Raw genomic sequence first — 13,073 nt, forward strand, 5'->3', positions numbered from 1 at the left:
ATATATATTTAACTTAAAATTTATATAAAAAATTGATTTAAATTAATTAATTTAAACCTGTTTAAAAATTAAAAGAATTATAAAGTTTTACCTTTTCTTATAATATTTGGTTCTTTTTTAGTTAAATCAATAATTGTAGATGGACTTTTACATTTTAATTCTCCAACATCAATTATTAAATCAACTTCTTTTTTCAATTGTTTCATAATGTCTTTTGGATTAGACATAACTTCTTTATTTGAAATATTTGCACTAGTTGTTGTTATTGGAAAATTCATACTTAAAAGTCTTGATATTTTGTTATCAGGTATACGAACTCCTACTTTTGAAGTATAAGATGTAACAATTGAAGGAACTATTCTTTTTCTTCTTAAAATAAATGTATAAGGTCCAGGTAAATAATTTCTAATAATTTCTTCTTTACCTTCTGTTTCTGCTACTAATTTTAATCCATTAAAATTTGAAACTAATACAGATAATGGTTTTTTAGTAGGTCTTTCTTTAATTTCATAGATTCTTCTTACTCCATTATCTGAGAATATATTTGCACCTAATCCATATATTGTATCTGTAGGGTATAAAATGACACCATCCTCTTTTAAAATATCAATGGCTTTATAAATTAATTTTATATCCGGATTTTCTGGATTTAATTTAAATTTTTTCATTTTATTACCTTTTTTAATATTGTTTCATTTTATATTAGTTAATCTATATTTTTATATGGATTTTGCTTATATTTAAAACTAAAGTTTATATTTATAAAAATATATAATTAAATTTATGCTTGGAAGTTTAAGACCCTTTTTAACAAAGATATTAAATCCTATAGCTAAAAGATTAAATGTTAATCCTAATATTTTAACAGCTATTTCTCCATTTTTTGCTTTAGCTGCTGCAATATTTTTTGCTAAAGGTTATTTGAGAGAGGCAGCTGTTGTTATTTTACTTAGCGGTTTTTTTGATGTTTTAGATGGTGCTGTAGCTAGATATCATAATAGGACTACTGACTTTGGAGCTTTTCTAGATTCAACTATGGATCGTTTTTCTGATGCAATTATAATTATTGGAATTGCTTTTGGAGAATATTGTACTTGGTTTATAGCTATTCTTTTAATTCATTCTGCAATTACTGTAAGTTATGTAAAAGCAAGAGCAGAATCTAAAGGAATTCAATGTGATGTTGGTATTGCAGAACGTGCAGTAAGGCTTATTATTATAATGGTTGGTGCAATTGTAGGTTATTATTATAAACCATTATACTTTACATATATATTAATAATTCTCATGTTATTATCTTACTTTACTGTTGGACAAAGAGTTTATCATGTTTGGAAAGTTACAGAAGAAGAAAAAAATAGATTCAGTAAACATCCTATAACTTTATCTAAAGAAAATACTTCTTCTATTGATTTAGAAAAATTAGATAAAATGGATAAAGAAAATGAAGATAAATCTAATATTCTTAAAAATGTAGATGATGAACCTCTTGAAAGGGATATTGTTTCAAATGAAGAGTTTGAATCTTTATTTGATGAAGAAGATAATAAGAAAGATAATGGTTTAAGATTAAATTATGAATATGATGGTCCTAAAGGAGAAGATGCTCCATTTGACCCAAGTAATTCTAAAAAAATAATTCGTAGGAAAAAAAGACAAGATTAAATCAGAGGGAATATTATGGATAATTTAGAGACTAAAGAAAAGGTTAAAATTGATATTGAAAAACTTGAAAGAAATCTTAATCAAGTTGCAGATATTGAATTTTCTAAATTAGAAAAAGATGTTTATGATAGAGCTGTTGATTATAAAAATGATTCTAAATATTATTTAGAAAAAGAAGATTTTAGAACAGCTTTTGGTTGTATTGAGTATTCACATGGTTTACTTGATGCATTAAGAATGATTTATGAAATTATTTAATTTTTTCTTTGTTTTTATTTAATTTTTTATTTTTTTACTTTTTTTAGTTTTAATTATTTTAATTTAAATCTCTAAACTCAATATATGTATGTATTTTTTAATTTTATTTAATTTTTATTTTTTGAGAATCTTTTTAATATCTTATTATATTTTTAATTAATTTAATTAAGATATTTATTTTATTTTAATCTTTTATTTACATATGACTACAGATTCTGATTTTAATATTGTTTCAACAAATAATGGTTATAAATATAATGTTCAAAATATTTTTGGTTTCACTTTTGAAGAGAAAACTATTTTAAGCAATATAAGGAGTAAACTTGTAGATGTAGCATTAAATAATGAATCTCGTAATGATATTAAATTAAATGATATTAAACTTATTATAAGAAATAGTATTTTGAATGATTCTTTTGATAAAGAATATATTGATAATTTATCACAAAGATTTTATGAAGAAATTAATGGTTATGGAATTTTAAATCCATTAATTAAAGATGATAATTTAGAAGAGATTATGGTTATTGGTTCAAATAAACCAATTTATGTTTATCATAGGAAATATGGTATGTTAGAAACAAATATTTCCTTTTCAAGTAATGAAGAAATTATTAAGATAATTGATTTAATTGCAAGAAAAAATAATAGACGTGTGGATAATGAGTCACCTATTTTAGATGCAAGATTAAAAGATGGATCTCGAGTAAATGCAACTTTAGCTCCTATATCTGCAGATGGTCCATCAATTACTATTCGTAAATTTAAAAAAGATCCATTTACAATTATTGATTTAATAAAGAATAAAACATTAAATTCAAATCTTGCAGCATTTTTATGGTTGTGTATTGATGGTTTAGGTGTAGAATCTGCAAATATTATTATTTCAGGTGGAACAAGTTCTGGAAAAACAACTACTTTAAATGCTCTTTCAGCATTTATAAATCCTAAAGAGAGAATTATAACTATTGAAGATACTTTAGAACTTCAAATACCTCATAAACATATTCTTAGAATGGAAACAAGATTATCAAATATTGAAGGTAAGGGGAAGTTAGATATGGATGCACTAGTTAAAAATGCATTAAGACAAAGGCCAGATAGGATTATTGTAGGTGAGGTAAGATCTAAAGAAGCAATAACTCTTTTTACAGCACTTAATACAGGACATTCTGGTTTTGGAACATTACATGCAAATAATGCTAGAGAAACTATTACACGTCTAACTAATCCTCCTATGTGTGTTCCTAAAATAATGATTTCTGCAATAGATTTTATTTTAATGGAAAAAAGATTTTATAAATCAAATGGTGTAAGTTATAGACGTGTCACTGAACTCAGTGAGGTTGTAGGAATTGAAGAGGGCACTATTCAATTAAATAAAATTTTTCAATGGAATCCTTCATTAGATGATTTTGAAAATATTACATTTTCATCTAATACTGTTGAAAGGATAATGAGAACTAGAAATATTTCAAGAAAATATATTGATAATGAGATTAAAATCAGAGAATTAGTTTTAGAATTAATGGTAGAAAATAATTTAAGATCTAATAATGTAGTAAGTAAAATTATTGAATTTTATTATATTAACAAGGATAAACTTTTATCTTTACTTAAAAACTCTCCTAAATATTTTTTAAGGTTTAATCATGATTGAAAAATTTTTTATAAATTTTATTAATTTTCTAATTTATCTAATTGATTTTATTTTTAATTTATTTTATAGTTTAATTAATTTTATTGATAGATTTAATTTAGACAAAAAATCTTTTAGTGATGTTTTAAATTTTAATAAGTCTATTGATTTTAATAAATATTTTAAGTATAATTCGAATATTAAAAATTATTTTAAATCTAATTTTAAAAATAATTATCTTTATTCTATGAATAATTCTAAAGAATTTGAGGTTTTTGATAATATTACCAATAAAATTGATGAAAATTATTTTAAAAACTTTATTCGGGTGTTTAATAATAATATTAAAACTTTTTTACTTTTTGTTTTTATAATTTTTATATTATCTTATTATTTTCTATCAATTGAAATTGCTCTAATTCTTATTATTTTTTTATTATTAGTTTTTTATTTTATAATTAAACTTCCTGAAATTAAAAAGAGAAATCTTTATACTAATATCTCAAGAGAAATTCCTTTTGCATTAAGACAGATGGCTATTGAACTTAAATCTGGTAAAGGTTTAAATGATGTTTTATTATCTATTTCAAAATCAGATTATGGTATTTTATCTATAGAATTTTCAAGGGTTATTAATGAAGTTAAATATGGTATGTATATTGAAGATTCTTTAATTAATATGTCTAAAAGAGTAAATTCTAAAAGTTTAAATCGTTTAATTTATCAAATTATTGCAAGTAAAAAACTTGGGTCTAATCTTTCTAATGCATTATCGATTATTGCAGAAGATACATCATTTAATATGAGGATTAAATTAAAAAATTATTCTCAAAAACTTAATGCTTTTATTATGATTTATACATTTATTGTAATTCTTATTCCTGTTGTATTTTTAATAATATTAATTGGGGCATCTACTGTAATTGGTGATGTAATAAATCCTGATGTATTAATAATTTTGTATTTATTCTTTTTCCCTATGATTATTCTTTTTATGGGGGTTCTTATTAAAAAATTAGAACCTAAAATTTAACTTTTTTAAAAGTTTATATTTTCTAAATTTTTAATTTTTTAAAATTTATTGAATTTGTTGAATTCCTATTTTTATAAAAATTTAAACAATAATTAATGCTTTAAAATCAATTTTAAGAAAATTTATTCAAAAGATTTTGAGGATTTCAACAAAGTTAATTCATTTATTTTTAATTGAAAAATAATTTATATTTAATTTTAAAGAAGTTAAAGTAAAGCTAAAATTTAATTTATTTATTCTAATATAGTTTATATTTTATAAAATTTTCTTAAATTATTTTAATCGTTTTTAAATTAGTTTTTTATTTATTTTATTAATATATGATTATTATTTTAAGTTTTATACTATTAGATTGTATATATTATAATTTACATGATTTTTATTTCTCATTTTATTATATAAATCCTTTAAATATCTTTATTTTTTTTCAAAAACTTTAAATTATAGTATAAAAATAAATATTAAATAGTAAATTTTTTAATTTATTTTTTATAATTTTATCTTTTTTATAAAAGGATTTTTTTTTATTAAGTAAATTTTTTAATTTATTTAAAAACTTTGTTGAATTTTCATTATTTAACTTTTAATTATTTATGATTATTCAATTTAGTATTATAATAATTATTTGATGTGATAAATATGAATGGAATGTCAGTTTTATTACAATTTGGTATTTTAGCTGCTGTTCTTGTTTTTGGAGTTAAAGTAGGTTTAGCTTCTGGTTTATCTCATATGCCTAAAAAATGGTTAGCATTAGTTGATTTATTATACTTTGGAGGTATAATGATTATTAGTTACATATGTCAACCATTTGCTACTCAAATAACATCAATAGTTTATGGATTTAATACATGGTTTTATTTAATAATGGCTTGTATTATGATTGGTGCAGGTATTCTTACTATACGTGAATTTAAAGTTCATGGTAAAGATACTGCAAAACCTGCAGCAATTGCAATTATTGCTCCATGTCCATGTTGTTTCGGTGCTATTATTGCAAGTATTTTAATAGTTACTCCAATGGTTGGAATAAGTATGATGAATTTAAGTTGGTTAGTAGCATTAGCACTTGTTGCTGTTATTACAATTACTTATTTCATTGCAGATATTATTATTAAAGTTTCAAATACTCCTTATCCAATTATTCTTGGAGACTTTATGTTTTTTATAGGATTATATTTCTTACTTTCACCACTCATAATCCCTAATGTTACTGCGGTTATGAAAAAATCATTAGGTGGAATTACAATATCATCTGTTACATCTTTGGTATATGTGGTTATAATTGCTATTGTCTTGTTAATATTAGGGGCATTATATACTCGTAAAAATGAGGATTTCTAGTTTAAATAGATTATAATTTCATTTATTATATAATAAAAAATTAATAGGAGAAAATTAAATGGCAGTAAGTATTCCTGGAGGAAGTTTTTTAACTTCTCTTTTGAATGTTATTTCTCAAAGTCTTTTAATCCCAGTTATAGTTCTTTTATTAATTTTTGCGTTTTATGTTGTAATTTCTTTAGGTTCTTTAATTGCAGAGTATACTTCTAGAAAAGAAGTTCCTATTAAAGAAATTGATTCTTTAATTGAAAATATTGATAAAAGTAATTCTGTTGAAGAAGTTAGAGGACATATTCAAAATGCAAAAATTAATAAGTCTCAAAAGAAAATTTTATTTAAAATTTTAGATTCTGAAGATTTATCATATGAAGCTAAAGAAACTATGGCTACTAGATTAGTAGAAAGACGTGAAGAACTTGTTAATAAAAAACTTAGAAGAACTGATATTATTGTACGTGTTGGTCCTACTTTAGGTTTAATGGGAACTTTAATTCCATTAGGTAGTGGTTTAGCTGCTCTTAAAACTGGGGATATTAATACTTTAGCAGATTCATTAACTGTAGCATTTGATACTACAGTTGTAGGTATTGGTGCTGGTGCACTTGCATATTATATTTCTAAAATACGTAGTGGCTGGTATGATCAATATCTTGATAATTTAGATACTTTAACTGATTCTGTACTTAACTTTTTTAAAAATAGATTCTAGGTGAGTTTATGGTTAGATATGGAAGACGTCGTAGAAGACGTACACATGTTGATGAGGATCCTATGGCTGGAACTTCTAATATTGTAGATTGTATGCTTGTTTTAGCTTTAGGATTTATGATTATGTTAGTTTTAAGTTGGAATATGCAAGATGTTGTGTTTAATCAAAACATGAATCAACAACAAAAGCAATCTACTATCCAAGCTATGCAACAAGTTGCTCAAGTAACTCAAGGTCAGGAGTTAAATGAAACTCCTCAAAGTTCTAAAAGTTCTGGTCAAGGTTATGTAGAACAAGGTAAAGTTTATAAAGATCCTAAAACAGGTAAACTGATTATGGTTCAAGGAGGTTGATTCCTCTTATAAACTTTATATTTTACTTTTTTTAGTCTTATTTTATTTTTAATAATAATTTTTCTTAAATTCAATATTTATTATTAATTTAAAATTAGATATTTAAATTTGGTATTTTTTTAATTCAATATTTATTATTAATTTATAAATTAAACATCTAAATTAAGATATTTAAGTTATTTGTTATTTATTATTAATTTAAATTAAATTCGAAATATTCTTTAATATCTATTATTAAATTAAACTTGTTTTTTGATATTTCTTTATAAATTACTTAATTTAGTTTATAATTAGGAGAATACTATTTTATTCCATCTTCTGTAATTAAGAAATTTACAATTTTTCCTTCAGGAAGTGTATTATGTCTTTTTATTGTTGCAAGTCTTTGACTTTTCATTTCAGTTCTTTCTAATTGTATAATGACTTTGCTCCAATATTGTAATGTAGTTCCACCTACAGCTCTAATTTCCGGTTTATTCTCTTCATCTCCAAATGCAGCATAAATTTGATTTGTAATTAAAATTGCGATATTGTATTTACGAGCTATTTTTGCAAGTAGTCCCATTTGTCTTCCTAAACTTTTATTTAATTTAGAAGATTTTCTTTCATCTACTCTATATAATGCTACAGCAGAGTCAAGTATTAATAAATCTACATTCTCTTTATTTTTCTTTAACCAAGATTCAATAATTATTATATCTTCTTCTTGTTCTTCAAAGGTAGTAGGTTCTAATATTATGATGTTATTTGCAACTTCTTCAAAGGAATCTTTAGCTATTTGTTGTATTCTATCAATGGAGATTCCACCTTCTGTATCAATATATACTACTTTTTTACCTTTTTTTCCTACTTCTACAGATAATTGTAAGGATATATTTGTTTTTCCTGATCCTGGTGGACCGAATATTTGTGTAATAATTCCTTTTTCAAGTCCTCCGTTTAATATTTCATCAATTGATGAATTTGTAGGTATTTTTTCATTTTTATTTATTTTTGCAAGTGTTTTCATTTTCATACCTTAATATTTTTTAAGTGTTTTATTCTTTGATTTTTATATTATTTATAAAATTAGTTTATTTTTATTTTTTTATTTTCTTGGGATATTAATATTAATTTTATATAATCTCTCTATTTTTAAATTAATGATAAAATTTAAATTAAATTTAAATAATTTTTAATATAATTATTATTTGATTAATTATATTAAATTTAGATGATTTTATAAGTATTATGCCTTTTTATTAATTATTTTTTAATTTAAGTAAGAAATTTAAATATTATTGATTAATATATTATTTAATTATTTTCTTAGAAATTTTTGTCTAAAGTTTAAGTTTTATTAATTATGTTTATCTTAAATAGAGATAACTAACTTTTATTATAAATTTATTAATAATGTTTAATTACTTAATATATGGTGATTTAATGGATAGATATCAAGGATGGAAATGGTATGATAGTTTACTTATATTAATTTTAATTGTTGCTATAATTTATTGTATTTTTATTATAGCTAATTATATTATGGGAATTGTTTGTTTAGCTTTAATTTTTATTATATTTTCATCTTTTTCTAGAGAAATTGATATTTATCTTGCAAATAAATATAAAAATAAAAAAGATTATAATAAAGCATTAAATTATTGTAATAAAGTTCTAAATAAAACACCGAATTATGTTTATGCTATTATTGAGAAAGCTTCTATTTATGAAGCTATGGGAAAAAATGATGAAGCTTTTAAATTATATGAATCTGCAATAGTTGAAGATGATGCTTTATATCTTCCTTGGGAAATGAAAGGAATTTTATATAAAAAATTAAACATGGATTATGAAGCAGAAAAATCTTTTGAAAAAGCTAAGTTTTTAAAATTAAAGAAAAATGAAGAAAAGTTAGGTTTTAAATTATTGCAAAGATTATATTTTGGTAAAAAAGATAATTAAATTATTTTATTTATTTTTTAATTTTATTTACTATTATAAAAATTTAATTTTTTTATTAAATTAGTATTACTTTCGATGACTTTATTTTTAATATTGTATTACAAAATAAAGGTTTATATACTATATTTTCTATAAACAATTATGTAAAAGAAATTATTTTATTGTATTTATATTAAAATCAAGTATATTTTAAAAATATTGATGTATATTTAATTTTCAGTATTACTTTTTAATGTATTTTTTAGTAAAAAGTATTACTTTTTTTCTTAAAATTTTTATATTTTCAATAGGTTTCTATACAAATTATTAATACTTTTTAATTAAATAGTATTATTACAATCTTAAGGATTTTCTTTTATTATTAAATAAAAAAAATTATAGGTGTGATTTTATGCATATACCAGATGGTTTTATTCCTCTATGGCAATGTGCAATATATTATGTAATTTTAATTATTGCATTATACTTTGCAACTAAATGGGCTAAAAATAATTTAGATGAAAAACGTATTCCTTTAATGGCAGTATTAGCTGCAGGTATTTTTGCAATTATGTCTATGAATATGCCAATTCCATTTGGTACTAGTGGACATATGGTTGGAGGTACCTTGATTGCTATTGTATTCATGGCTCCAGAAGCATGTGTTTTAGTATTTTTCGTTGTATTACTTATACAAGCATTACTCTTTGGAGATGGTGGAATTACTACTCTTGGAGCTAATGTTTTAAATATGGGTATTATTGGTGGTTTTGTTGGTTTATATACATTTAAAGGTTTAAAAAATTTCATTGGAAAATATCCTGCAATTGGGGTTGGAGCATGGCTTGCAACATTTATAGCTGCTGAAGCTTGTGCTATTGAAATGGCTATAGCAGGTACATTCCCACTTACTCTTGGACTTGCTTCTATGGGATTATATCACGCATTTATAGGCGTGATTGAAGCAATTTTAACAATTATTGTAATTTATGTCTTAGAAAAATACAGACCCGATTTATTAGTTTGGAATAGAAAAGGTGAGGCGTAATCATGGATAAAAAAACTAAATACCTTATTATTGTAGGTATAGTATTCTGTGTTGTTATTGCATGTTTATCTCCATTTATAGCATCTGGAAACCCTGATGGTCTTGAAAAATCTGCAGAAGATTCAAATGTTCCAGATTCTGTTGAACATTCTTATATTAATGTAATTATGCCAGATTATACTATTGGAGATAGTGCTATTGGAGAGATTGCTGCTTTAATCATTGGTGGAATTATTACTCTCTGTTTAGGTTATGGTTTAGCTTACATTGTTAGGAAAAGTAATTAGTTTTAGGAATTAAATTCCTTTTTTATTTTTTAGATTAAAATTATAATTTATATTGATTTTTATTTAATATAATCAGTAGATTTAATTAAATTTTTAATTTTTAAAATTTAATAATTAAATTTTTTAATAAAATAATTTTTTGTTTAATAGATATTTTTTAAAAAAAAAGTTAAAGGGAAATAGAATATGAATATTACAGAAGCAGTAGATTTAGATGTAATTTCTGGACAAAATTCACCTATTCATAATATGGAAGGTAGAATTAAACTTATTATTACATTAATTATAATTATTTATTGTGTTGCTTCAAATCAACTTCTTGGCCCTATAGTCATGGAAATATTTTTATTAGTGGCTATGTATCTTGCAAATTTATCTTTTAAAACTTGTTTTAAAAGGATCATGTTGTTATTACCTTTTGCAGGAGCAATTATTGTTTTTCAACCATTTATCCATACAGGTAATATTATATGGCAAAGTCCTATTTCATGGATTCATATTACTGATTTAGGTGTTAATTGGACTATTATTTTAAGTGTAAGATTAATTGTTTGCTTAACTGCAATTGTTCTTTTATCATCTACAAGTCCTATGCAAGAAATTGTACAATCTCTTAGAAAACTTGGAATGCCAAGGGATATTGCAATGATTCTTTCAATTATGGTAAGATTTTTATTTATTTTTATTGATGAATTAGAATCAATTAGAACAAGTCAAAAATCTCGAAATTTTGATATTCATAGTTCAATAACTCCATATAAATGGCGTGTAAAACAAGTAGGTTATACAATTGGAATGATGTTTTTAAAAGCATATGAAAAAGGAGAAACAACCTTCTTCAGTATGATGTCACGTTGTTATTCTGATAAATCCGATTTATATAAAGTACGTCAATCTATGGGGAATCCTGAGTATTTTTACATAGGTATTTTAATTGTTTTAATTTTAATTGTGCAAATAGTTTTATTTACTATGTCTAATCAAATTGGAATTTTAGGAACTGTATTATATACAAGATAAAAACAGTATATTTTCTTATTCTTTTTTTTTTAAATTTATTTTTTATATATTTCAATATTATTAAAGTCTTTATTCAATTGATTTATTTTTCCATTTAATATATAAATTAAAATTTCTATGGTTTTTTTTACCCCATCTTTTTGCCTTTTACTTAGTTTATCACAATCACATTCAATAAGATCAGCATAAACATTAGTTGTACTTATAATATCATATTTATTAGTAATTATTGCAATTCCTCCTCTACCAATACCTGCAGTAGTACCAATACCAATATCAGCATCACTTATTTCTTTTACTGCTTGACCCATAATTCTTGCTACTTTTTTATCATCTTCTTCATTATATACTTTAATACCTTTTATTAATTTATAAGGTTTTGGAGGATTTTCAACTTTTAATACTTTTTTAACTGCTTCAAGTGTTGGAATAAATAGTCCACAGCTTATACTAAGATTTGTAAAATCATAATTTTCATTAATATCATTATTAATTTGTTTTATAAGATTTTTATCAGCACCAAAATCCCCATAATAATTTTGAGCAAGATTATGAATTTGACGAGCTATAACTCCATGTGTAAAACATTCTGCTGTTGCTATTTTTATCATTTTATTTCTCCTTATATCTTCATTATTTAATTAAATTTTTATCATTTTTAATTAATTTTATATATTTTTTTTAACATATTTTAGTTTAATTATTGTTTTTTATTATAATAAGTGTGTGTAAATAATTAAAAGTTAAATTTTGGTTTTTCTTAATATTTCTTAAATTTAATGCATGTTTTATTTTAAAATTAAGAAAATCATTGATTTATAAAAAATCAAAATTTAAATAAGTGATTTTTATTAAAGTCAGTTTTTTTATAAATTAAATTTTTTAAATTAAAGTATTAATTTAAATATTTATTTAAAATTTTTAATAAAAATATAATTATTACATATCTAAATTTTTAATTTTATTTTATAAGTGAAATGATTAATATGATAGAAGATTTTAGTTGTAAACTTAATAATGAGAATATTAATGGATTAATTTATAAGCCAGATGATTTGAAAGGTAAAGTTCCAATGGTTATTTTATCTCATGGTTTATCTCTTAATTATACATATATGATTCCCTATGCTAAAAAACTCCTAAATTATGGAATTGCAAGTGTTGTATTTGATTTTAGAGGTGGAGGTTATGATTGTAAAAGTGATGGTAAAATAAGTGAAATGTCTCCACTTACTGAAATTGATGATTTAAATTGTGTAATAGATAATGTTAAAAAATTAGATTTTGTAGATTCTAACAAATTATATTTAGCAGGTCATAGTCAAGGTGGTCTTGTAAGTAGTCTTTTAGCTCCTAGCAGATCTAAAGATATTGCAGCATTATTTTTATTTGCACCAGCATATGTTATTCCTGATGATACACGTAATTTAACTAATATGCGTGAAGATAATGTTTTAAATTTAATGCCGGAATATCTAGGTGAAAAATATATTAATGATTCTTTAAGTATTAATCTTTATGATGATATTAAATCTTATAAAAAACCAGTTTATATATTTCATGGAAAATTAGATCAAAGAGTTCCTGTTTCATATGCAATTAATGCAGATAAAGCATATGATAATTCTTCTTTACTTATATTTGATAATGAACCTCATAGATTCTCAGATGAAACTAAAAATATTGTAGTATCTAAGATTAATGATATTATATTTAAATGAGTTTTAAAAATTCTTTTATATTTTAAATTACATTAAAAAATAGATTTCATAAAAAGATTTTAATTTTTAAAAT

At 22.5% G+C, this 13,073-nt stretch carries 14 protein-coding genes and 1 pseudogene; 12 read left to right on the forward strand and 3 right to left on the reverse strand.

Annotated elements, in window-relative coordinates:
• Positions 1 to 77: 77 nt before the first annotated feature.
• Positions 78 to 668 carry an L-threonylcarbamoyladenylate synthase gene (locus T523_RS04610; RefSeq protein WP_042707746.1) on the reverse strand — a complete coding sequence of 197 codons (591 nt, stop codon included), beginning with the start codon at positions 666 to 668 and terminating at the stop codon, positions 78 to 80.
• A gap of 115 nt (positions 669 to 783) precedes the next feature.
• On the opposite strand from T523_RS04610, the pseudogene pgsA reads away from it, so the two are divergent.
• From pgsA to T523_RS04645, 7 genes and pseudogenes are all read left to right on the forward strand, one after another.
• Positions 784 to 1,338, forward strand: a pseudogene (pgsA, locus tag T523_RS09370) (archaetidylinositol phosphate synthase); the annotation flags it as partial.
• 342 nt (positions 1,339 to 1,680) lie between these two features.
• Positions 1,681 to 1,923 carry a DUF357 domain-containing protein gene (locus T523_RS04620; protein ID WP_042707747.1) on the forward strand — a complete coding sequence of 81 codons (243 nt, stop codon included), beginning with the start codon at positions 1,681 to 1,683 and terminating at the stop codon, positions 1,921 to 1,923.
• Between the two features lie 202 nt (positions 1,924 to 2,125).
• A complete protein-coding gene (locus T523_RS04625) occupies positions 2,126 to 3,583 on the forward strand; it encodes a CpaF family protein (RefSeq protein ID WP_042707748.1) in 1,458 nt (485 codons plus the stop codon).
• A gap of 511 nt (positions 3,584 to 4,094) precedes the next feature.
• A complete protein-coding gene (locus T523_RS08865) occupies positions 4,095 to 4,595 on the forward strand; it encodes a type II secretion system F family protein (protein ID WP_232229038.1) in 501 nt (166 codons plus the stop codon).
• A 639-nt stretch (positions 4,596 to 5,234) separates the two neighbouring features.
• Positions 5,235 to 5,939 carry a DUF2162 domain-containing protein gene (locus T523_RS04635; protein ID WP_042707749.1) on the forward strand — a complete coding sequence of 235 codons (705 nt, stop codon included), beginning with the start codon at positions 5,235 to 5,237 and terminating at the stop codon, positions 5,937 to 5,939.
• Between the two features lie 58 nt (positions 5,940 to 5,997).
• On the forward strand, positions 5,998 to 6,648 hold the full coding sequence (locus tag T523_RS04640; RefSeq protein WP_042707750.1) for a MotA/TolQ/ExbB proton channel family protein: 651 nt from the start codon (positions 5,998 to 6,000) through the stop codon (positions 6,646 to 6,648).
• A gap of 8 nt (positions 6,649 to 6,656) precedes the next feature.
• Positions 6,657 to 7,001, forward strand: a complete 345-nt coding sequence (locus T523_RS04645) for a DUF2149 domain-containing protein (protein WP_042707751.1) — start codon at positions 6,657 to 6,659, stop codon at positions 6,999 to 7,001.
• 301 nt (positions 7,002 to 7,302) lie between these two features.
• Here the strand turns inward: T523_RS04645 and radB are convergent, their stop codons facing one another.
• Positions 7,303 to 8,010, reverse strand: coding sequence for a DNA repair and recombination protein RadB (radB, locus tag T523_RS04650; protein ID WP_042707752.1), 708 nt, complete (start codon positions 8,008 to 8,010; stop codon positions 7,303 to 7,305).
• A 416-nt stretch (positions 8,011 to 8,426) separates the two neighbouring features.
• Here radB and T523_RS04655 point away from each other — a divergent pair, with 416 nt between their 5' ends.
• From T523_RS04655 to cbiQ, 4 genes are all read left to right on the forward strand, one after another.
• Entirely contained in the window at positions 8,427 to 8,945 is a 519-nt protein-coding gene (locus tag T523_RS04655; RefSeq protein ID WP_042707753.1) for a tetratricopeptide repeat protein, read from the forward strand.
• A 391-nt stretch (positions 8,946 to 9,336) separates the two neighbouring features.
• Positions 9,337 to 9,972 carry a cobalt transporter CbiM gene (gene cbiM, locus T523_RS04660; RefSeq protein WP_042707754.1) on the forward strand — a complete coding sequence of 212 codons (636 nt, stop codon included), beginning with the start codon at positions 9,337 to 9,339 and terminating at the stop codon, positions 9,970 to 9,972.
• Positions 9,973 to 9,974: 2 nt separating this feature from the next.
• On the forward strand, positions 9,975 to 10,259 hold the full coding sequence (locus T523_RS04665) for a PDGLE domain-containing protein (protein WP_042707755.1): 285 nt from the start codon (positions 9,975 to 9,977) through the stop codon (positions 10,257 to 10,259).
• Between the two features lie 186 nt (positions 10,260 to 10,445).
• Positions 10,446 to 11,279, forward strand: a complete 834-nt coding sequence (cbiQ, locus tag T523_RS04670; RefSeq protein WP_042707756.1) for a cobalt ECF transporter T component CbiQ — start codon at positions 10,446 to 10,448, stop codon at positions 11,277 to 11,279.
• Between the two features lie 35 nt (positions 11,280 to 11,314).
• Here the strand turns inward: cbiQ and T523_RS04675 are convergent, their stop codons facing one another.
• Entirely contained in the window at positions 11,315 to 11,890 is a 576-nt protein-coding gene (locus tag T523_RS04675) for a FeGP cofactor biosynthesis protein HcgF family protein (protein ID WP_042707757.1), read from the reverse strand.
• 375 nt (positions 11,891 to 12,265) lie between these two features.
• Here T523_RS04675 and T523_RS04680 point away from each other — a divergent pair, with 375 nt between their 5' ends.
• Positions 12,266 to 13,000, forward strand: a complete 735-nt coding sequence (locus T523_RS04680) for an alpha/beta hydrolase family protein (RefSeq protein ID WP_042707758.1) — start codon at positions 12,266 to 12,268, stop codon at positions 12,998 to 13,000.
• Positions 13,001 to 13,073: the final 73 nt, after the last annotated feature.

The organism is Methanobrevibacter wolinii SH, assembly GCF_000621965.1.
Lineage (GTDB): Archaea > Methanobacteriota > Methanobacteria > Methanobacteriales > Methanobacteriaceae > Methanarmilla > Methanarmilla wolinii.